The 23080-nt window shown below is 40.4% G+C and carries 15 protein-coding genes, 3 pseudogenes and 1 other annotated feature; of the genes and pseudogenes, 13 read left to right on the plus strand and 5 right to left on the minus strand.

Annotated features, from left to right (window positions below):
* Positions 1 to 31: 31 nt before the first annotated feature.
* Positions 32 to 1468, minus strand: a complete 1437-nt coding sequence (locus tag AC25JC_RS14045; RefSeq protein ID WP_486924268.1) for an NAD(P)/FAD-dependent oxidoreductase — start codon at positions 1466 to 1468, stop codon at positions 32 to 34.
* Positions 1469 to 1479: 11 nt separating this feature from the next.
* Entirely contained in the window at positions 1480 to 1875 is a 396-nt protein-coding gene (locus tag AC25JC_RS14050) for a nuclear transport factor 2 family protein (protein WP_249682302.1), read from the minus strand.
* Positions 1876 to 2164: 289 nt separating this feature from the next.
* Between AC25JC_RS14050 and pdxR the strand changes: the two genes are divergently transcribed.
* Positions 2165 to 3658, plus strand: coding sequence for a MocR-like pyridoxine biosynthesis transcription factor PdxR (pdxR, locus tag AC25JC_RS14055; protein ID WP_249682304.1), 1494 nt, complete (start codon positions 2165 to 2167; stop codon positions 3656 to 3658).
* 72 nt (positions 3659 to 3730) lie between these two features.
* Here pdxR and AC25JC_RS14060 read toward each other — a convergent pair.
* Positions 3731 to 4895: pseudogene (locus tag AC25JC_RS14060) on the minus strand (IS3 family transposase).
* Positions 4491 to 4607 (minus strand) — a sequence feature (AL1L pseudoknot). (Overlaps the previous pseudogene by 117 nt.)
* Positions 4896 to 5098: 203 nt before the next feature.
* Here AC25JC_RS14060 and AC25JC_RS14065 point away from each other — a divergent pair.
* From AC25JC_RS14065 to AC25JC_RS14080, 4 genes are read left to right on the plus strand one after another with little or no spacing between them, the layout of a single operon-like run.
* Positions 5099 to 5545 (plus strand): cation efflux protein, CzcI-like, encoded by a 447-nt coding sequence (locus tag AC25JC_RS14065; protein WP_249682306.1) that lies wholly within the window; start codon positions 5099 to 5101, stop codon positions 5543 to 5545.
* 48 nt (positions 5546 to 5593) lie between these two features.
* The gene (locus AC25JC_RS14070) at positions 5594 to 6922 is read left to right on the plus strand and encodes a TolC family protein (protein WP_249708760.1); all 1329 of its coding nucleotides are present in this window, start codon (positions 5594 to 5596) and stop codon (positions 6920 to 6922) included.
* Complete coding sequence (locus AC25JC_RS14075) at positions 6906 to 8156, plus strand: efflux RND transporter periplasmic adaptor subunit (protein WP_486924269.1); 1251 nt, start codon at positions 6906 to 6908, stop codon at positions 8154 to 8156. The genes AC25JC_RS14070 and AC25JC_RS14075 overlap by 17 nt, the downstream gene beginning before the upstream one ends.
* Positions 8146 to 11286, plus strand: a complete 3141-nt coding sequence (locus AC25JC_RS14080) for an efflux RND transporter permease subunit (RefSeq protein WP_486924270.1) — start codon at positions 8146 to 8148, stop codon at positions 11284 to 11286. Before AC25JC_RS14075 ends, AC25JC_RS14080 begins: the two co-directional genes overlap by 11 nt.
* Before the next feature lie 249 nt (positions 11287 to 11535).
* Here AC25JC_RS14080 and AC25JC_RS14085 read toward each other — a convergent pair.
* Positions 11536 to 12541, minus strand: a pseudogene (locus AC25JC_RS14085) (IS3 family transposase).
* 309 nt (positions 12542 to 12850) lie between these two features.
* Here AC25JC_RS14085 and codB point away from each other — a divergent pair.
* The 3 genes from codB to codA are packed head-to-tail and all read left to right on the plus strand — an operon-like array spanning position 12851 to position 16627.
* Positions 12851 to 14125, plus strand: a complete 1275-nt coding sequence (codB, locus tag AC25JC_RS14090) for a cytosine permease (protein ID WP_111885204.1) — start codon at positions 12851 to 12853, stop codon at positions 14123 to 14125.
* Positions 14126 to 14129: 4 nt separating this feature from the next.
* The gene (locus AC25JC_RS14095) at positions 14130 to 15341 is read left to right on the plus strand and encodes a PucR family transcriptional regulator (protein WP_486924271.1); all 1212 of its coding nucleotides are present in this window, start codon (positions 14130 to 14132) and stop codon (positions 15339 to 15341) included.
* A gap of 20 nt (positions 15342 to 15361) precedes the next feature.
* Entirely contained in the window at positions 15362 to 16627 is a 1266-nt protein-coding gene (codA, locus tag AC25JC_RS14100) for a cytosine deaminase (protein WP_249708754.1), read from the plus strand.
* 121 nt (positions 16628 to 16748) lie between these two features.
* On the opposite strand, the pseudogene AC25JC_RS14105 reads toward codA, so the two are convergent.
* Positions 16749 to 17476, minus strand: a pseudogene (locus tag AC25JC_RS14105) (Fic family protein).
* 564 nt (positions 17477 to 18040) lie between these two features.
* Between AC25JC_RS14105 and AC25JC_RS14110 the strand changes: the two are divergent.
* The 5 genes from AC25JC_RS14110 (at position 18041) to AC25JC_RS14130 (ending at position 23065) form a co-directional block, all read left to right on the plus strand.
* The gene (locus tag AC25JC_RS14110; RefSeq protein WP_249708753.1) at positions 18041 to 18454 is read left to right on the plus strand and encodes a RidA family protein; all 414 of its coding nucleotides are present in this window, start codon (positions 18041 to 18043) and stop codon (positions 18452 to 18454) included.
* A gap of 21 nt (positions 18455 to 18475) precedes the next feature.
* A complete protein-coding gene (locus AC25JC_RS14115; RefSeq protein ID WP_078190011.1) occupies positions 18476 to 19147 on the plus strand; it encodes a DUF1028 domain-containing protein in 672 nt (223 codons plus the stop codon).
* A gap of 30 nt (positions 19148 to 19177) precedes the next feature.
* Positions 19178 to 20158: a LysR family transcriptional regulator gene (locus AC25JC_RS14120; protein ID WP_078190010.1), complete on the plus strand. Its 981-nt coding sequence runs from the start codon at positions 19178 to 19180 to the stop codon at positions 20156 to 20158.
* Positions 20159 to 20161: 3 nt separating this feature from the next.
* Positions 20162 to 21298 carry an acetylornithine deacetylase gene (argE, locus tag AC25JC_RS14125; protein ID WP_486924272.1) on the plus strand — a complete coding sequence of 379 codons (1137 nt, stop codon included), beginning with the start codon at positions 20162 to 20164 and terminating at the stop codon, positions 21296 to 21298.
* 258 nt (positions 21299 to 21556) lie between these two features.
* The gene (locus AC25JC_RS14130) at positions 21557 to 23065 is read left to right on the plus strand and encodes an amino acid ABC transporter permease/ATP-binding protein (RefSeq protein ID WP_283773903.1); all 1509 of its coding nucleotides are present in this window, start codon (positions 21557 to 21559) and stop codon (positions 23063 to 23065) included.
* Positions 23066 to 23080: the final 15 nt, after the last annotated feature.

A 23080-nucleotide genomic window follows, 5' to 3' on the forward strand; every position in this document is an offset into this window, starting at 1 on the left:
ACCGAATCATTACAGATGATTGAATGTGCGCTTAAAGCACTTCATCTCTTAAGTGGTACCAGCGATATAACAGTGCTTGCCCGAGTCGACGAAATGGTCGAAACAGATGTGAAGGCAAAGGGGATTGATAAATTGGAAGCTCAAATTGAGGGCGTTGTATTCCCATCACGCGTTCTGCGAGACGGCGTCCTGCCATCGCGGAGAAAGACACACCATTACCACCATAACCTATAGCGTAATAAATGCTTTCTTCAGGGTTGGGTTGTACGATACGAGGCATCATGTCATGACTCACATCGACCCAACCCCACCAAGAATAAGCAATAGGTATGCCACGTAGACTTGGAAATTTGCGATAAAGCCCTTCTTTTAAGCGTTCGAGATGGACTGGATTGTCTGCATCCGCACCTGTTAAGGAACTTCTACTGCCACATTGCATAGATCCATCAGGGAGTAGGCGATAATAGTGACGTAAAGTTCGGGTATCTGTAATAAATGTGGTGCTGTGTAAGCCTGCTTCAGCACGTTCCGCAGCTGTTAAAGGACGCGTCACAATAGAATTGGATAAAATCGGCATGATTTTTCCAGATAGATGCGGGTGTAATCCATTAGGCGTATAGCCACCTGTTGCAACCGCTACACGTTTCGCTTTGACAATGCCATTTGGGGTACGTAAATAGTGGATGCCATTGCGCGTTTCCCAGCCATGCACTGGACTAGAAGTGTGTACTTTGGCACCAGCAGCACGGGCACGCTTTAAGTAGCCAAAAGCCAGTTTTAAGGGGTGTACGCCAACACCATCGGGTTCCAGTAAGGCTCCGGCAGCTTCCTGATCAGCCACATACTCTTCATGCAGTTGCTCACGGTTCAACATACGAGTCTGATAGCCGAACACCTCTTTCATGACGCGACCTTCATTTTCAAGGAAAGCCATTTTTTTTGCACGATGGGCGATATAAAGATGTCCACCATCTTGCGCATCACATTCAATACCGCTCACGAGGTCTTTAAAGTAGTCAAAGCCCTCCCGAATTTCGGCATCAAGACGTTTGGCGGTCTCTAATCCCCATTTTTCAATCCATTGGGAGCGATACAGACGACCCGAAGCATTTTGACCTTGCCCACCGTTACGGCTGGTACAGCCCCATGCGGTACGGTTTGCTTCAAGCACAAGAGGTGCGGCACCAAATTGTTCAGCCAGTGTTAGTGCTGTCGATAGCCCAGTGAAGCCTCCACCAATAATGACAATGTCCGCTTCGGTGTCACCCATTAATGGCCCATCATCTTCGGGTGGCGTACCTGCTGTGCCGACCCAATAAGTTGGCGCATAATTTTCATTACCTGATAGGACAGGAGTGGTTAAAGGGTCAAACTGTGAGTTGTAACTTTTAAAACTCTGTGGCGGTATAGATTTATGCAGTTCTAGGCGCTCGCGAAATGAACTTGCATGTTGGACAGATTGATTCATTGAATGACTCCTTATGCGATTGCTTGCACAGGTCTATTTTTACGGAATGCATTTTTGACGAGAATTTTTCCATCTTTAAATGTAAAGACATCAACCATATTGGCTTCAATCCAGCCTCCATCAGCAGTCGTTGCTGTAAAAGTTGTTTCTGAAATACCGAACTCCGCGTTATCACTGATCCAGTGTTTACCGTTACGCCACTGAGCATCTGGAAAACTTTGAAAGGTATTGCTAAATGCTTGACGAACTGCATCTAAGCCCTCAATTCTGGTTCCAAAAACATCATCTCCAGCCACAGTTTCAAACCGACATTCTGGATGCATGCATGCCATGAGTTGTTCAACATCATGTTGATTCCAAGCTGTTGAAAAATCGGTAAGAAGTTGGATTAATTGTGCTTGCTGCATTTGTATTGCTCCAAAATTAGGTTTTATAAACTGATGAAATGAATGTACGGAAATACTGAAATATGGCGTAGTACCAGATTTAGAGTTTTGATGGAGCCAGCAATTAATATTATTAAGTTATTGTTTTTAAATAAATAGTTTAAATTAATAGGAGTGGAATGCCTTTTGCTTTATATCAAGTAAGTCCAGTTTTAGCTTAAAGATGGACTGAAACCATGAGCTTTGCACCAGTTTGAGTAGGCAAGCATCAAAATGGATCGCAGCAATGCACAGATATAAGGATTAATTAGTGAGTTCAGCAATTTCAGCTACAGTTTGGCAAGCATTATTTTCTAATACGGCACAGAGTGGTTTGAATTTACAGGGCAGAATCTGCCGTATGATGTTTTCGGCTTTAGTACAAGGTTATTTAAAACCAGGTATGGTAGTACCTTCTAGCCGAGATTTAGCTGATCAACTGGGTGTTGGTAGAAATACGGTCACCATTGCGTATCAACAATTGGTTGCTGAGCGAATTTTGGAATCCAAACAGCGGAGTGGACATTTTGTCTGTTTAAATTTCCAGATTGATAGTAGTGAGAGTAAAACCATTCGGACTACATCAAAAGCGACGACCTGGGGTGCTCGCTTTTGTATACGACCTTCAGCACAAAGGCATTTAACTAAACCAAGTGATTGGATGAATTATTCCTATCCTTTTATTTATGGTCAGCCAGATGCGGAAAACTTTCCTGCTTCAGCTTGGAGGGAATGTGCATTACGTGCCTTATCTGCAAAAGATGCCTCAATATGGTCACAAGATATTACTCAACAGGGGGACGACGCTTATCTCATAAATGCAATACGTCAGCATATTTTGCCCACGCGAGGCATCATGGCTCAAGAGAACGAAATCTTGTTAACCGTAGGGAGTCAGCATGGTTTATATATGTTGGCGACGTTATTAATGCGGCAGAATCATGTCATTGGTGTCGAAGAACCTGGTTATCCAGATGCACGTAATATATTTTTGCTACAGACCCAGCATATTGTGCCTTTAGCCGTGGATCATGAGGGGGTGACTTTAACTCGGGCAAATGAGTGTGATTATTTATTTGTTACACCAGGGCGACAATGTCCAACAGGAGTAACCATGTCTCCACAACGCCGACAAAATTTATTGCAGCTAGTAGAACAAAACGACAGCATTATTATTGAAGATGAATATGATGCTCAAGTGTTGGTGCAAAATACGACGATCCCCGCGCTAAAAAGTTTAGATCGACATGGACGAGTCATTTATCTTGGAAGTCTATCTAAGCCATTGGCACCTGGGTTACGTCTGGGATATATCGTTGCCGCACCTGAATTAATACAAGAACTTCGACATTTACGCCGGCTGATGTTACGACATCCAAATGTGTTCAATCAACGTGTCTTTGCTTTGTTTATCGATCAAGGCTATTACCATAGCATGTTACGCCGTCAGCACCAATTACACCGACAACGGGGTGAAATACTCAATAAGGCATTAAAACAATATCTTCCAACATGGAAACCTTATGCTTTGAATGGCGGTTCGGCATGTTGGATTGATACAGCATCTGAAATTGATACTGCTGTCTTACCTCACTATGCTGCGAATTTAGGCGTATTCATTGAGTCGGGACAATCTTTCTTTTTAGATTTCGATAAGCAGAAGCATTTTCTACGTTTAGGTCTAGGTTCAATCAGCGCTGATCTAATTAATAAAGGTGTTTTTAACTTGGCGATGGCGGTTGAAGAGTATTATTTATACAACTAAATACATACGTACTAATTAGTAAGGAGGTAGTGGTTGAACCGTACCGGGTTTGTCGGAGACTTTTTATTTAAGTTAGGCCACCTGACCTAACGGATTAATTTTATCATAGTACATTGCTTCAAAATCAAAAGGTGACACATAATCTAGTGCACTATGTACACGCTCTTTATTGAACCAATCTACCCAGTTTAATGTCGCAAGTTGTACATCCACTAAACCGTGCCAATCCGCTTTTAAATATTCAATCACCGGTTGTACCGACTGAAGCTTGTAAATTTGCTGCTTCTAAGCGATTGGTATAGAGAATGGAAAGATCTTGCACGCCTCTGTCACTATGATGAATCACGTTTTTTGGCACGCCTCGATCATGCAATGCTTGCTCCAATGCATCCAGGACCATGTCTGTATTCATACGTGTTGATACTTTCCATCCAACAATTGCTCGTGAGAACACATCAATAATAAAGGCGGTATAGACCCAACCTGAATGGGTTTGAATATACGTGAAGTCAGCGACCTGAGATACCGTCTTGGTAGTCAATCAGGTTTTGAGATTATTCGACCAATAAATAATCTCTTTGATAGGCAGTCTGATGTTTTAAAACACCATAACACCTTGTATACCTAGCTTTTGCATCAATCGAGCAACTGTACAGGGCGCAATAATATAGCCTTCACGTTTCAGTTTTTGCCAAACTTTACGTACACCATATCGACCTGAACTTTCCTTCCAAATTCGTTTAATTTGTTCAGCATGATGCTCATCATGTAGATCTCGTTTCGCTCGATGTTCTGGATTTACTGTGAGATTTAGTGTTCGATAATAGGTAGAAGCCGCGATTGGTAAAATCCTACAAATCGCTTCAACACCATATCGATCTTTATTTTTATGGATAAAATCCACCATTATTTGTGTGGACGGTCGAGCTCCGCCTGGGCGAAAAAAGCGGCTGCTTTACGTAGAATTTCATTGGCTCGTTGCAGTTCTTTATTTTCGCGTTCGAGTTGTTTAATACGTTCTTGGTCTGAAAGCTGCTCTACTTTAACTGGATTTTGTTTATCTAAATATTTTTGATACCAAACACGTAGTGTTTCAGGAGTATAGCCCTTGCGCAGCATGCTGCTCAGGAACAATTGCTGTGATTGCAGCCCAAGTAGAAGGATAATCTTTTTCGGATTCAATCAATAATTGAACCGTTCTTTCTCTGATTTCAGGGGTATATTTTAATTTTGTCATCGGGATAGTCTCTCAGAATATTGACTCTCCGGCAAACCCGGTACGATTCAGTCTTTTATCTTAAGTGTCCTTAATAAAAACAATAGATTATTCAAATAAATATGTATATGGTTTTACTGGAATAATGTTGTACGTTGATATGAAAAGCTTAAACTAGTTATTTTTGGCAGTCCCAAATATGGTTATATGCGTCTAGAATTTTGATGGCTATTTACTTTATAATACCATTAAAATTTATTACTTTTCTTCGTATGCGTTCATCAACATGGATTACCGTTTTAGTAAGTTTGTTCATGTTCCAAAGCCTTTGGAATGTGGCAGCTGCTTTCTGTATCCATGAAGAAAGCATACCCCTGAATCAAAACTATCATTTTGGACACCATAACAATGTTTTATGTGTGAGTGATGTTCAACATGATTATCATCAAGTTTCAGAATCAATTGCAAATACATTAGATTTGGGTGAGGATCATCAGGATCATCTTCCCTCAATGAACCAATTGATTTTAGAACAACGTCAAGTTTCTTTTATACAAATACTGTTTTCATATACTGTTAGACCAGAGTATTTTTGGAACAATGATTACCGTTCGCCTGACTTAAGTTCACAAAGCCCGCCTCCCGAAATTTCCCCGCTAATGGTGGGGTAGCCTTAAATATTCCCACCACTTTCAAATTTAATTTAGTGGGAAATATCCATGTCTTTTCAAAATATGACTTTTACAAGTCAATGCATCGCTATTGGGCTTTTGCTAGTTGGTATTCAAAATAGCTATACCTATGCAAGTGAAATTTCAAATTTTCAAGATGCTTTAGTCAAAGTTCAGCAATATCAATCACAGTCTGAATCGCAGATACAGCGCCAACAATTGGCGACATTAAATATTCAAAACAGCCGTTTGTGGCAAAATCCAGTGTTCTCCATTGAACAAAATGGATTTGATTCCAATCAGGAACAAGAACTAAGTATCGGTATTAGCCAGCCACTCGATGTTTTTGGCCAACGTAAGATTAATCAAAAAATAGCCTTAATTTCAGAACAGCAGCTTCACTTACAAGAACAGCTTTGGCAAGCTCAGAGTGAGTTGGTGGTGAAGTATGCTTGGGCACAGTATCTATTATCTGAAACTGAAACGACTATCTTTGCAAAGCAACTTAAGCTCAGCCAAAGCAACTTAAACAGTGCTAAAAAGCGTTATCAAGCGGGTAGTATTGCTTTGGTAGATTATGAGCGTACTCAGATTGAACATTTAGATAGTCAAAGACAATATCAACAGGCTTTACTTGAGCTGCAAGCGTCGCAGCGACAACTTTCTAATTTATGGGGAGACTCCCAACCTTCCTTAAGTGTTCTATCAAACAAAGTGGTTTGGCCAAGCGAGATTGAACGTTCAGTTGAAAAAAATATCCAACAAGGTTGGCTCGAAAAACTGTATGCCTTGAATAAGCAACAATCTCAGCAAAAAGTAGAGAATTTAAGAATTAAAAACCTTCCTCAACCCACGTTGAATCTCGGCATGACTCAGACTAAATCACCTCAATCTTTGGATGAAAAGACTTTGGCATTGGGTGTCGAAATTCCTTTAAATATTTTTAATCGTCAGCAATATACGATTCCAATGGCAGAGCGCCAACAGCAGTTATTAAATCAAGTCCAACAAAGAGAATTGAAACAACAAATTCTTGAAATTGCTAATCGTTTGAATGAGCTGAAAGGGTTGCGTCAACAATTTGATGCTATCAATACGCAAATACAGCTTTCCGAGAAAGTCCATTCTCGAACTTTACAGGGGTTTCAGGCAGGCAAATTCTCTATCACGGATATGCACCAGACATCTCTTCAGTTGCAAAATTTACGTTTAGTACAACTGCAAATACTCAAACAAGCTTGGCAGATCGGCCTCAGTGTTGAGGCTTTAAGCTTAGGCACAAGTTATGAAGAGATCAGCCAATCTAATGCTTATAGCCAACTCAATAAAAAAGCCTTTGTCGAAACTCAAAATCTGCTGAATGGTCAGGGAGAATAAGGTGAAAAAATATCAATTTGGAAAAATCTCTCAACCCATTTTAATCAGTGTATTGATCGGCTTAACGGCTTTAATCAGCGTATGGATCTGGTTGGGTAATCAAAATGAAAAAAATGATGAGCATGGGCATGATGGTGAAGATGAACAGCATGATGATCATGCTAAAGAAAGTAAAGAAGATCAGCATAGTGAAGAAGGCGAAATAGAGCTTACAGCGCAACAGATGGTGGAACATAGCCTTAAAGTTGAAACAGTCACACAGGGGGAGATAAACAGCTTTGTAACACTCCCTGGAAAATTGGTGGTGAATACGGATCAACAAGCGCATATTTCACCGAATTTTAGTGGTCATGTTGAGCAAGTTAATGTGGCACTTGGTCAGTATGTGGAACGTGGTCAAACGCTTGCAGTACTTTCCGTCCCTGAATTAATTGATCAACAAGCGAGTTTGAGCATTGCGCAGTCAAGTTTGCGTTTGGCACAGCAAGAATACCAACGAGAACAACAGTTATGGTCACAAGGTATTTCGGCAAAGCAAGATTTGCAGCGTGCTGAAAATGCCTATCGCCAAGCCCAAATTACAGTGCAATCTCAGCAAGCCCGTCTACACGCTCTAGGTTCAACTGGGCAAAATGGACGTTTTGTTATTCGCGCACCCATTCCAGGCATGATCAGTCAAAAAGACATTGTGGTAGGTGAAAATGTCCAACTGGCGGATCAGCTTTTTGTGATTGAAAATCTAAAAGACCTTTGGTTGGAATTTAATCTACCAAATACCTCAAATATTCAGCTTCAAGCGGGGCAAATTTTAAATTTTAAAACCAATGGTTCTGATCAAAATTACCAAGCAAAAGTGCAAACGCTGAATTCACAGGCAGATTTACAAACTGGACGTTTACAAGTGCGTGCCAAAGTCACCACACAAGCGGATGTACTGCGTCCAAATGTTTTGGTAAATGTTTTTGTGACTGATGCACAAGCAAAAACAGCGTTAAGAGTTCAGAAAAAAGCCTTACAGCAGGTTGAAGGAAAACCTGTGGTATTTGTGATTGAGTCTGAAGAAAAGGGACAGGTTCATCTTAAAGCACAGCTAATAGAAGTGGGCGTGAGCAGTCAGGATGGGCAATGGCTAGAAGTCATTTCTGGATTAACTGAAGGGCAGAAATACATTGCTGATGGCAGTTTTTTATTAAAGTCTGAATTAGAAAAAGATGAGGCCGGTCATGAGCATTAATCAAGATTTACCTCATCCTGAAGGATTATTTGAGCGCATTATTCAGTTTGCAATTCAAAATGCTATTTGGGTGATGCTGTTTGTCTGCACATGGATTGCGGTGGGTATTTATAGTTATCAGAAGTTGCCAATTGATGCTGTTCCTGACATTACCAATACCCAAGTACAGATCAATACCCAAGCCAATGGTTTTACAGCACTTGAAGTAGAACAACGGATTACCTATCCGATTGAAAATGCCATGGCGGGTATTCCAGATTTGGAGCTAACACGTTCAATCTCCCGCTATGGATTATCCCAAGTCACTGTTGTATTTAAAGATGGAACCGATATCTATTGGGCACGTCAACAAATTAACCAGCGTGTGCAAGAGGTACAGGCAGAACTACCCAATCAAGTTTCACCTACTATGTCACCTGTATCGACTGGTTTAGGGGAAATCTATCAATGGGTCGTTAAAGCTGAACCAAATGCAAAAAAGGCAGATGGTTCTACTTATACAGCGATGGATTTAAGAGAAATTCAGGATTGGATTGTTCGACCGCAACTGCAACGAGTTAAAGGTGTTGCTGAGGTTAATAGTATTGGTGGCTATAATAAAACCTATCTCGTTTCGCCCGATCTAAGTCGTATGCAGCAGTTGAATGTTGGTTTAGATCAATTACAGCAAGCCTTGACACTGAATAATGAAAATCGTGGTGCAGGGTTCATTGAGGAAAATGGTCAGCAACTCACGGTTCGTGTGCCGGGTACCTTGAATAATATCAGTGATATTGAAAACACCATGATTGCAAGTCCGAACGGTAGTCCAATCCGTGTGGGTGATATTGCTCAAGTCTCCATTGGTCATGACTTAAGAACAGGTGGTGCTACCTATAACGGTGTGGAAACGGTACTTGGGATTGCCATGATGGCGATGGGCGAAAATAGCCGTACGGTATCAAAATCGGTAGATGCTAAGATCCAAGAGGTTCAGAAAAGCTTACCCAAAGGGGTTAAAATTGAAACTGTTTATGACCGCACCAGCTTGGTCGAAAAGGCGATTAAAACGGTACAAAAAAACCTGATTGAAGGCGCCATTTTGGTCATCGTCATTCTTTTTTTATTTCTCGGGAATATTCGTGCAGCCTTAATTACAGCCTGTGTGATCCCATTGTCGATGCTATTCACACTCACAGGGATGGCGCAAAAAAATATCAGTGCCAATCTCATGAGTTTAGGTGCTTTAGATTTTGGGATTATTGTCGATGGGGCGGTGGTGATTGTTGAAAACTGTATTCGTCGTTTGGCACATACTCAGCAACAGTTAAAGCGACAATTAACTCAACAAGAGCGTTTTAAAGAGGTCTTTTTAGCCGCACGCCAAGCTCGACGTCCCTTGATTTTTGGGCAATTGATCATTTTAGTGGTGTATTTTCCGATTTTTGCTTTAAGTGGTGTGGAAGCAAAAATGTTCCATCCGATGGCACTGACAGTGGTACTCGCCCTTGTTGCAGCCATTATTTTATCGATCACATTTGTGCCTGCTGCGGTGGCATTGTGGGTCAAAGGCGATATTCAAGAAAAAGAAAGTCGTTGGATGTTATGGCTAAAAGCTAAATATCAGCAAACTCTTGATATTGCGTACCAATACAAAGCAGTTGTGCTGACTTTTGCACTGTGTTTATTAGTGATTATAGGATTCATCAGTACCAAACTCGGCAGTGAATTTGCACCACAGCTCAGTGAAGGAGACTTTGCGGTACAACAGTTGCGTTCACCAAGTACAGGCTTAGAAGAGTCTTTACGTATTCAGGAGAATACTGAAAAGCTTCTTTTAAAGAGTTTCCCTGAAATTAAGGCAGTATTTGCCAGAACGGGTACAGCCGAGGTTGCAACAGATGTCATGCCACCCAATATTGCAGATGGCTATATCATGTTAAAGCCTCGTTCAGAATGGCCAAATCCTAAAGAAAGTTTAGATGAATTACGTGGCCGTATGGTGACGTATTTAGCCACGATTCCAGGCAATAATAGTGAATTTTCACAACCGATTGAACTCCGATTTAATGAATTGATCTCAGGTGTGCGTAGTGATGTTGGTGTGAAAATCTTCGGTGATGATATGGATGTCCTCAATACTGAAGCGACTAAAATCTCCAAAATCATTCAGCAAATATCGGGTAGCAGTGCCGTGAAAGTCGAGCAGACCTCAGGTTTGCCATTACTAAATGTCGAGGTAAATAAAGCTTTGGCTGCGCAATATGGGCTAAGTGTGCGTTCAATTCAAGACCTTGTGGCAACCAGTATTGGTGGTCAAAATGTGGGTGAAATCTTAGAAGGTGATCGACGTTTTGATTTTGAAATTAGATTAACTGATCAAGATCGAAATACATCAACAGTTGCTCAGTTGCCGATTCAGCTTCCTAGTGGAGGGCAAATTGTCTTAGCCGATGTTGCGACAGTCAGTCTAATCGAAGGTGTGAACCAAGTCAGCCGTGAAAATGGTAAACGTCGTATTGTCGTGACAACGAATGTTGAAGGGCGTGATCTGGGTTCTTATGTTTCTGAACTGCAAAAGCAGTTAAAAGACTATGATCTGCCAAGTGGATACTGGATTGAATATGGTGGCCAATTTGAAAATTTAGCTTCAGCTCAATCACGTATGCAAATTGTGATTCCACTGGCCTTATTGACTATCTTTATTTTGCTCATGGCAGTATTTCATAATGTTAAAGAGAGTCTTTTGGTATTTACAGGCGTACCGTTTGCTTTAACGGGTGGTGTTTTATTCCTCTGGCTACGTGGTATTCCCTTATCCATGTCAGCAGGGATTGGCTTTATTGCACTATCAGGTGTTGCTGTCTTGAATGGCCTGGTGATGCTGACATTTATCAAAGAGCTTCGAAATCAATACAGCTTAGATGAAGCAGTATGGAAAGGGGCAGTTTTGCGTCTACGTCCTGTGCTGATGACGGCTTGTGTCGCTTCACTTGGTTTTGTACCAATGGCACTGGCAACCGGAACAGGCGCTGAGGTTCAACGGCCTCTAGCAACCGTAGTGATTGGCGGGATTATTTCATCTACTTTACTTACCTTAGTTTTATTGCCAGTACTGTATAGATGGGTAAATGAAAAGAAAGTTTCTTAATCCATTAGATTAATTAATTTTTAGCAGAGATATTGAGGCTATCTCAAGCGTCTCTGCTAATCATAGATAGAATAAGGAAATTTTTAGGGAGAGATTACTTCATCTTTATAATCTAAGTCTTATTTAACCTGAATCGCGGATAAGAAATTGACTTGACAAATAAGAGGACTAGAGCCATCAGTTGAGTTAGAGGTGGTTCCACTTGTTTGAACAACTAAAAGCGTATTTATAAGTGATATTCCGCTCTAGTTAAGCCACCTTGTTTTGTTGGGGTAGCTGATCATTGTAAAATTCATTTGGTGTCATTTTGTCCAGCCTCGAATGAGGTCGTTTCAAATTATAAAACTCAAAATATGCACTCAATTGCTTTTTCGCATCTGTGACACTGCTATAAGCTTTGAGATACACCTCTTCATATCTAACGCTCCGCCATAATCGTTCAACCATCACATTATCAACCCATCGACCTTTACCATCCATACTAATCGATACCCTATGCGCAAGTACCTTGCGGCTATGCCAATCAATCACAGCACATAAATAAACAAAGCCTTTTGCCATAGGGATATACGTTATATCCGTAGACCACACTTGATTACTGCGCTGAATGGCCAATCCTTTGAGTCGATATGGATATTTACGGTGAGCTTGATTAGCCTGGCTTAAATTTGGTTTGCAATATAACGCCTGAATACCCATTTTCTTCATTAAAGTACGTGTATGACGTCGTCCTATATGATGCCCTTGACGATTCAACAAATCACGCATCATACGACTGCCTGCAAAAGGATATTGCATATGTAATTCATCAATACATCGCATCAGCTTGAGATCTGATGAGCTAACAGGTTTTGGGCGATAATAATAACAACCACGAGAGACTTTCAGTAACTTAGCTTGTTTAGATACTGAAATTTGAAGTGAGTGATCGATTAACTTTTGTGGTTGAAGCGGCCCAGTTTCTTCAACACACCTTCTAAAAAATCAATTTCTAATGCCTGCTCACCGATTTTTGCATGTAACTTTTTAAGATCAATGGGGGGGGGGGGGCTGATGGAGCTTTTGATTGATCGAAAGCTTGCGAGGAAGCTGAGATTAATTGATTTTTCCAGTCAATAATTTGGTTTTGATGAACATCAAACTCAGAACTCAATTCAGCAAGTGTTTTTTCTGCTTTGATCGCAGCAAGTGCTACCTTAGCCTTAAAGTCGTTTGAATGATTTCTTTTTGGTCTACGTGCCATAAAATACTCCATATATTGAGGTTTATAACATCATTTGGGGAGCAGAATATCACTTATAGGAGTTGTTCAAATTTCCGGATCCATCTCTGTTAATATCGGCATGTTCTGTAATATTTACAGTTTCTAAAATGCACAAAATAAAATCACTGAATGTTATTAAAGCACAGTAGTTTACCCATTTACTCTGCATGAAAAGTAAAAATATGTGCAAATTGCCCACATTTAACAATTTAACCTACATAAATTTAAGCATTAAAAAATTGGCATAGCTCTTGCAATACAGCGCTCAAGGATTTTAATTGAATAGTAGGAGTGTTGAATATGAGCGTGCATGCAGAGTCGCCTTTAACAGAAACACCACTTTCACAACGTAAAGGCTTTTTCCCAATAGCCTTAGTGTTATTTAGTTTTACTTTTTTCACAGGAACTATGTTTGCTGGTGGAAAAATCGGGGTAGCTTTTGAGTTCACTGATATTTTGTGGATTGTAGCCATAGGCAACTTGCTATTAGGAGCTTATGCCGCGACCTTGGGATTTATTTCTGCACGTAGTGGCTTAAATACAGTTCTAATGGGACGTTTCTGCTTTGGCAACTGGGGCAGTAAATTATCAGACTTTATTTTAGGTTTTGCTGAATTAGGCTGGTTTGCTTGGGGAACAGCAACTCTGGCGATTTCACTTGGAAAAATATTAGGATTTTCTGACAGTTTACTCATTCCTTTGATGGTGCTATTTGGACTCGGTTTTTCCATTACAGCAATTGTCGGCTTTAAAGGACTTGAATATCTATCCCGTGTATCGATTCCTTTAATGTTTATTTTGCTCGTTACTTCTATTGTCTTAGCGACCAAAGAAATTGGTGGATGGACTGGTTTAACTAGTGTTCAACCGACAGAAACACTCACATTCGCAACAGCCATTACCATGGTATTTGGTACCTTTGCCAGTGGTGCAACACAAATTACCAATTGGACGCGCATGTCCAAGAGCGGAAAAATCGCGATTTGGGCATGTCTAGTGAGCTTTGTAATTGGTAATGGTCTAATGGTCCTAGCTGGCGCTTGGATGGCAATCGTTTATCAACAACCCGATATTGTAGAGGTCTTAGTTTTACAAGGGTTATCTATTGCTGCAGTAGTGATGCTTTGCCTGAACTTATGGACGATCCAAGGCCCAGCAATCTATAGTGTTTCAACTGCTGCTTGCCATATGGTAAGAAGTGAACGCCGTAAAACCATGGTGCTTGTAGCTGCTGTTGCGGGGATCATTTTAGCTGCTGCTGGTATGTATGAGCTATTGATTCCGTTCTTATTACTCCTTGGCGCAATTATTCCTCCACTTGGTGGTGTGATCATGGCGGATTACTGGATTCGTCATAAAGGAAAATATCCATTATTAGCTGAAGCAAATATTCCTAATTTTAACTGGATTGGTTTGATTGCTTATTTCACAGGCGCAATTGTTGCCTATGTATCACCATGGATTGCACCTATTGTGGGTATTGTGGTGGCATGTACCACTTATAGTGTGTTGAATTATTTATTCCCATTACGTCAGGAATCATCTGTCTTAAATAAAGTAGATGCAGTGGAGTAATGCGATGAATATGACCGTTCAAGATATCCTGAATCTACCTTCACTTTATCCACTAAAATTATGTGGTGGAACAGAAAATATTCATCGGCCTGTCCGCTGGTTCTATGTAGCAGAAAATGAAGGAATCGCTGAATGGATTGAGGGTGGAGAGATTGTATTTGTTACGGGAATCAACTATACCCGTGATGAAAATAATCTCTTAGGTTTACTTGAACAGGCATATGAACGAAATGTAGCTGCGCTTGTCATTATGACAGGTCAGGAATATATCCATGAAATTCCACCTAAACTTATTTCACGCGCAAATGAGCTTGGTTTACCGTTAATTGAGCAACCTTACAGTTTGAAGATGGTTGAAGTTACGCATGCGATTGGTACACAGCTAGTTCAGTTTTCTCAAGTCAAAAAATCGAGTGAAGATGTAATCTCTCAATTACTGACAGGGGATTTTCCATCGGTAGATACAATTCAACTTCGTGCCAAACAGTTAAAAATTAACTTACTTGGACGTCATGTGATTACAGTACTGCGCTTACACAATATTCATGCCTTGTTTCATACCGATACTAATGCTGTGCATGAAAATTATTTTTTCAGAATTAAACAACAGTGTTATGAAGCCTTGGAAAAATGGTCCAAACAGTGGAAGCAGAAAATTCCAGTCATCCGTCAGGGGGATCAGTTTAGTTTGGTACTCAACCTTGATGATCATGATATCGATGCGTGGAAAAAATCACTCATAGAAGTGATCTATCAAATGAGTCAACTTGATAATAAACTTAAGGTCTTTGCAGGGTTCTCAAATGAAGTGAATTCTGCAGTGGCATTTCAACGAGGATTTTGGGAAGCATCCCAAGCTCAGGAAATTGCTTTTGAAATGCAGATGAAAAATAGTATTTGCCAATATCGTGATTTGGGGGTGCTAAAACTTTTAAAAGCGATTCCGAACAAAAGCGTATTGCAGCAATTCATGCATGAAACCTTGGGTATTCTCATTAGCGATAAAAAGCATCCATTTGTACTACTCGAAACGTTAGATGCCTGGCTTAAAGAAAATGGCAACTTAAATGATACAGCCAAACGACTTGGTATCCATAGAAACACCTTAAACCAACGGATTCAAAAAATTGAATCACTGACAAATCAGGTCTTAACTGAGGCAAATTTCCGTCTAAATGCTTCAATGGCATTACTGATCTGGCACATGAGTCATTAATTATTTTAAAAGGAACCAACATGAAAATTATCAATGCAGTTTTACGTCAACAAGAAGGGCTATTTAGTATTATTTACAACAATGGCATCTTTGAAGCCATTGAAAAACAGGCTAGTCTCATTCAAACAGTTGATGTAGATACTATCGATGCACAACAACAATTAGTCATGGCTCCTTTAGTTGATCCACACATTCATTTAGATGCTGTACTCACTGCGGGTGAGCCTGAGTGGAATATGTCAGGTACACTCTTTGAAGGGATTGAACGTTGGGGGCAACGTAAAGCCACGATCACTTTTGAAGATACTAAACTACGTGCTTTAAAAACGCTAGATATGCTCATTGAGCATGGTATTCAACATGTGCGTACACATGTCGATGTCACTGATCCAAGCTTAACTGCAATGCGAGCTATGCTTGAAGTTAAAGAAGAAATCAAAGATAAAGTGAATTTGCAGATTGTAGCATTTCCACAAGAAGGTATTGAGTCATTTAAAAATGGTCGTACTTTAATGGAGGAAGCCGTAAAGCTTGGTGCTGATGTAGTTGGTGGCATTCCACATTTTGAATATACCCGTGAAAAAGGTGTAAGTTCAGTTCATTTCTTGATGGATTTAGCTGAAAAATATAACTGTCTGGTGGATGTACACTGTGATGAGATTGATGATCCAGCATCTCGCTTTTTGGAAGTTTTGGCAGATGAAGCACACGTACGAGGTATGGGGGAACGTGTAACAGCTAGCCATACTACAGCGATGGGATCTTATGACAATGCCTATTGTTACAAGTTATTCCGCTTACTAAAACGTTCTAAAATTAACTTTATTTCGTGCCCTACAGAAAGTATTCATTTGCAAGGAAGATTTGATAGCTATCCAAAGCGCCGAGGTTTGACCCGTGTACCAGAAATTGACCGTGCAGGCATGAATATTTGTTTTGCTCAGGATTCAATTCGTGATCCTTGGTATCCAGTAGGAAACGGTAATATTATTCGTATTCTGGATGCTGGCTTACATATCTGTCATATGCTGGGTTACGAAGACTTACAACGTTGCTTGGATTTTGTTTCAGATAATTCAGCCAAGACTTTATGTTTAGGGGATCAATACGGGATTGAGGTCGGACGTCCTGCCAGTTTTATAATTATGCCGGCTAAAAATGATTATGAAGTTGTTGCTAATCAAGTAAAAGCTATTTTAAGTGTGCGTAATGGTAAAATTATTATGCAAAGACAACAGGACCAAGTGAGCTTACTTAAAGTCGCAAATCTAGCTACGCCTGCATAACTAAATAAAAAATTAAAAAACCGATGTTTATACATCGGTTTTTTTATGTTATAGAGCTAATTTACTAAAGTTTTAAAAGCTAAGGGCTTTGTTGCACAAAGCTTTGAAAGACAAAGTCCCCCTAAATTCCTAAAACAACTTGATACGGTTTAAATCCTTCGAGTACCGCATCGGAAACTAAGTGGTTAAATGCGTCAGTTTTCCCATAAGCCATCCATTGATCAAGAGCTTCATAATAAGCTAATCGATTTTCAACAGTAATGACACAAGGTGGATAGCCAGCTTTTAATAATTCAAGATTCATTAAGAGGCGCGAGGTACATCCATATCGATAAATGGGTGAATGCCAACAAAGTCAGCATGTACTTTTGCAGCACGTTCGATAGGGTGAAGTGCATGTGCTTCACTGTTATACCAATCAATCAATTGAGCCATTTTATCATTGAGTAGGGTATAGTCGGGTAGTGTAGTTGTAGCACCTGAAATCAATACGTTTTGCTGGCGATATCGGCCAGCATTATCATCGTCAATATTCTTTAAAATGAGTTGATGGATATTGCGAATTTGCCATTCAAAAAAAGGTTCTTCCTTTCTAATAATGTCTTCAACGTAATAAATGGCATTTCTATGGTTAATTGCCTCGAAGTGCTCTCGTAAAGCTTTTCCACCGACAGTAATGCCTTCTAGTACAACTTTGGTTTCTAATAGAGTAAGTGTATTGCCTTCAATAGCATTGGAATGATAAGTCAATCGTACAATAAGGTCTTCTTGTAAATTTTTTACTATCGCAGGTGATAGGGGACGATGCTGATCTAATTTATTTTTTAAATCATCAATAATTTCAAACATTACCTTATCCCTGAATATATCTAAAAGAATGATACATCAAAAAAGAAAATCAAAGAAATGATATGTTATAATATGTCATTTTATGGCGTGTTCGATGTTGGTATAATCAGTACGCCACTTCAAATCCTGAATTTGGATTTGAATAAGATTTTAAAAGTGATTCAATGCACTAAATCTAATTTGGGTCAAAGATTTTTTTTATTTAATAAAATAGCTTTAGAATGAATAGGTTATGAGCTGAGTTCAATTGACGCCATCCCACCAAAATTAAAAAAAGCCTTAAATCTTATTGATTTAAAGCTTTTTTATTGCCAGTTTATAAATTCTTTACGACTTAAAAGACTACATCTTGTATCACTGCATCTATCACATAAAAAAATAAAAATTTCATGCAGTGGTGAATTTTATAAAATAAAAATATTCAAGATTTAAAATACATCTTATATGGCTAATTAATAAAATATATCTAGTAAGGAAAACTTGAAGCACTAACACGGAAAAGGGAAATTGCCTTCACAAGTGATTGATTCATACTGAAACTGTAGTAAACAGAGGACACTTCAGATGAAACATACACGCATTAGAACTTTTAATACAAAAGCAACTTACCCAGAACAAAATTTAGATAATGACTTATGCCAAGCAGTTGTCGCACGCGGCAGCACAGTGTTCTTACGCGGTCAAATTGGACAAAACCTAGATACATCTGAAAGCGTATGCATTGGCGATGCTTCGGGCCAAGCAGAACAAGCCATGTATAACATTAAGATGCTGCTCGAAGAAGCTGGCGGTGAACTTGAAGATATTTGCAAAATCACAATCTATATTATTGATCCGCGCTACCGTGAAGATGTTTACCGTGTCGTTGGCAAATGGCTAAAAGGCGTGTTCCCAGTTTCAACAGGTATTGTCGTTTCGGCACTTGCCCGTCCTGAATGGCTGGTTGAAATTGATGCAACTGCAGTTATTCCTGACTAAGTAAAAGGAGCAACGCAGCCTATGACATTTTCAATTATTGCCCGCTGTCATAAAACGGGGCAATTTGGAGGAGCGATCAGCTCTTCTTCTCCAGCTGTTGCATCGCGGTGCATTCAAGCCAAGGCCGGTGTGGGTGTTGCAACATCTCAGAACATTACAGATCCATACTTGGCAAATATTTTGCTAGATATGACCAAATATGATCTGGCGCCAGACGATGCGATTGCTGAATTGGTCAAAAATACCGACTTTATTGAGTATCGACAGCTGACGGTTTTAAATTTTGATGAAAAGCCTGCTGCATTTAGCGGCAAATATACCTTAGGTGTTCATTCTCAGTGCGTAGGGGAGCATGCTGTTGGTGCGGGAAATCTGCTTGCAAATGAAGATGTTCCTCAGGCCATGGTTGACGCTTTTCATCAGGCATCCGGCAGTTTGGCAGAGCGTTTGCTTATAGCGCTGCAAGCTGGTTTAGATGCAGGCGGCGAAGCTGGCCCAGTTCATTCAGCAGGTATTCTAGTAGTCGATAAACTGGAATGGCCTGTGATTAATCTTCGGGTTGATTGGTCTGAAACTCCAATTGAGGACTTGTATCAGCTTTGGAAAGTGTATGAACCGCAAGTTGAGGATTATGTTGCACGGGCTTTAGATCCATCCAGCTCTCCAAGTTATGGTGTACCGGGCGACGAATAATGCTTAGCCTGCGCTGAAAAGGACGCGGCATTGTTAAATCGAATTTCTTTACGTCAAATGCAATATTTTGTTGCGACAGCTGAAAGCGGCAGCATTATTATTGCATCTGAAAAAATTCACGTTTCTTCACCTTCTATTTCAGCGGCGATAGCCCACATAGAATCTGAATTGCAAGTACAGCTATTTATTCGCCAGCATGCAAAAGGCTTAATGCTGACCAGCATTGGCGAAAAAGTCATGCAGGAATGCAAATTCATTTTAAGTCAGGCCAGCAGCTTATATGCTTTGGCTGCTGACTTTTCAGGTTCTATCCGTGGGCCCTTAAAGCTCGGCTGCTTTACTGCATTTTCACCCATGATTTATGCAGAAATCATTCATGGCTTTGCCAATTTATATAAAAATGTCACTTTGGAGCTAAGTGAGGATGATCAGCAGATTTTGTTGAGCCAGTTGGCGCGTAATGAATTGGATGTCGCATTGACTTATGATTTAAATATTGATCATGACCTGATTAATTTCGAACCTTTGGCCGTGCTGCCGCCGCATGTTTTGGTCAGTGAAGCGCATCCTCTAGCAAAAAATGTGGCGGTGACTTTAGAAGAACTGGCAGAACTGCCGATGGTGCTTTTAGATATGCCTTTCAGTAATGATTACTTTATTTCATTGTTCCGTAAGCATAAGTTAAGCCCGTTGGTGGCGCATACTTCGCGCCATGTGGATGTCGTCCGTTCGATGGTAGCCAATAATCTGGGCTATACCATTTTAAATGTGCGCCCGAAAAATAATTATTCATTAGACGGCAAACGACTCGTCCGCTTGCGTATAGCAGGCGATAACCGTCCGATGAAAATTGGTTTGGCGACTGCAAAAAATGCAAATCTGAATACGGTGTCGCAGGCATTCATCAGCCGCTGCCGTGCATTCCTATCCAATCAATACATACCCGGTATGGGCGATGCGCATTTCTTTGATCCGCATGTTAAGACAAAGCCTGTACTGGAAGAGGCCTAAATAGTGACTGATGTAAACAGCATACAGCTGTTAGATAAATTTATTTCTTTTGATACAACATCTTATAAAAGCAATTTAGCGTTTATTTTTTATGTTCAAAAATTATTTGAGCAAAACGGTATTTTTACAGAACTGAATTTTAATGCAGAACAGAGCAAGGCTAATTTATTGGTCAGTGTGGGACCGCGTGATCAGGCGGGTATTCTTTTGTCTGGCCACTCAGATGTTGTGCCGGTAGAGGGGCAGCAGTGGGATTCGCCAGCCTTTGAAGCGACTCATAAAGACGGAAGAATTATTGGCCGCGGAACAGCGGATATGAAAGGTTTTTTAGCATGTGCCATCATCGCCATGTTGAAAGCTTCAAAATTAGAGCTCAAACGTCCGCTGCATTTGTGTATTTCTTATGATGAGGAAATAGGCTGTATTGGTGTACGTGGGATTTTAGATCAACTGGCTTCCACGATTATTTCCCCTATCTTATGTGTGATTGGTGAGCCGACCATGATGCAGTTGGCATTGGCGCATAAAGGTAAAACGGTATTCCGCGCCCGCTGCTGCGGTGAAGAGGGGCATTCGGCTTTAGCGCCTAATTATGTCAATGCGATCCATGTGGCCAGCCAGCTGGTGACTTCTTTGCAAACCATTCAGCAGAACCTCCGTCAACAAGGACATAAGGACGCTGGCTATGATATTCCTTACAGCACGGTGCATGTGGGTAAGATTAATGGTGGGACAGCGCTGAATATTGTACCGAACAGCTGTGTGGTGGATTATGAAATCCGTCATTTGGCGGAGGACAGCAGCAGTCTTATTCAAGAGCAGATATTAAGTCAAATACAGGATGACTTCCGCAGTCACATTGAGGTTGAAGAAGTCAACCAATATCCAGGGCTGAAAACCTCCAAAACCATTGAGGCGGTTCAGTTTATTCAAAGCCTGTTGCCAAAAGAAACCTCTATAGGCAATATTTCCTTTGGTACTGAGGGCGGATTGTTCCAAGGGGCGCTGCATTGTCCTGTGATGGTTTGTGGCCCGGGAGATATCGCTGTAGCGCATAAACCGAATGAATATGTAGATATAGATCAGCTGCAGCAGTGTGATATTTTCTTAGAAAAGCTTTATATGAGTTTAAGGGAATAATCAGCTTTGATTTATAATGCTTAAGTTATTTAAAAATAAAGCTTGTATTTATATTTGTTTTTAGATAATTATAAAAAGGTAACTACAGTGTTTATTATAAATGCCGTAGATGTGCAAATTTTTAAAAGGTCAGTTATCTGGCCTTTTTTATTGCTTAATTATTTCTGTATTAAGACCTCAATTTTTCAAAATTACTTATTCACTCAAAGTTCGCTATAACAAAGGAAATAGAACAGAATCATGCGAGTGGGGTATTGAATGGATTTTAATTGGTCTTATACATTCAGTTTGTTTTCACATAAAAACTTTTGGGCCGCAACTTGGACCGTCATTGAACTCAGCGTATTGGTTTGGGTGGTCGGCATTGTATTGGGCTTTGTACTGGCGTTGGGCAAACAGTCTAAATTCAAACCTTTGGCATGGTCGAGTGATCTTTATATTTGGTTCTTTAGAAGCTTACCGCTGCTGGTGCTGCTGGTTTTTGTTTATAACCTGCCGCAAATTTTCCCAGCTTCGAGTGTGCTTTTGGCGTCGCCATTTATTGCAGGTCTGATTGCTATGACTTTAAGTGAAGCGGCTTATATTGCAGAGATTCACCGTGGCGGTCTAACAGCGGTGCATAAGGGGCAAATTGAAGCGGGTAAGGCGCTAGGCATGAAATATTCAGGCATTCAGCGTTTAGTGATGATTCCGCAAGCCTTTCGTGTTGCGCTTCCAGCACTGGGTAATGAATATGTTTCCATTGTAAAACTCACATCTTTGGTTTCGGTCATTTCACTCACTGAAATTTTATTGGTCGGTCAGCGTTTATATACCCAAAACTTTTTGGTGATGGAAACCATGCTGGCCGTAGCATTCTATTATGTGCTGATCGTGACTGTCTTTGGCTGGTTGCTCGGCTGGTTTGAACGCCGTATAGATATTACGAACCGTAAACCAGGGATGCTGGCAGAAAATGATCCGCTGCTGCAGCTGCCGCAAGCTTCTGTGCGTGCGCGTAAAGAGATCAATACTGAACGCAATGGCGAATATGCATTGGAAGCTATTGATATTCATAAAGCCTATGGTGAGCATGAAGTCCTGAAAGGGATTGATTTAAAAGTGAAATGGGGTGAGGTCATTTCCGTTATTGGGCCATCGGGTTCAGGTAAAACGACATTTATCCGTACTTTAAATGGCTTAGAAAGCTTGAATAAAGGCACAGTCAATTTATTGGGTCAGCCTTTCTTAAAAGATCAGGAATTAACTGATGAATCGCCTGCATATAAACAGCAAATTGTAAATGTCGGAATGGTGTTCCAAAGCTTTAACCTGTTTCCGCATAAAACGATTTTGGAAAATGTCATGCTTGCACCGCTGTATCACAAGCGCGGTACGGTGCTGGATAACAAAATTACGGCTTTAGCGATGTTGGAAAAAGTCGGTATGAAAATGCATGCCAATAAGTTTCCGCACCAGCTTTCAGGTGGTCAGCAGCAGCGTGTGGCGATTGCCCGTGCGCTAGCCATGCAGCCGTCGATTATTCTGTTTGATGAACCAACTTCAGCATTAGACCCTGAATTGGTCAATGAAGTGCTGAAAGTGATTGAAGAATTGGCACAAGAAGGCTTAACCATGATTATTGTGACCCATGAAATGCGCTTTGCTTTTCAAGTATCTGATCGTGTAATGTTTATGGAAAACGGTCATGTGGTATTAAATGATACACCAGAAGCATTAATGCAGTCTGATAATGAGCGGTTCCAAAAATTTATTGCCAAGGATTAACTTTTTATAAAACCT

It is taken from the genome of Acinetobacter sp. P37, from assembly GCF_057480965.1.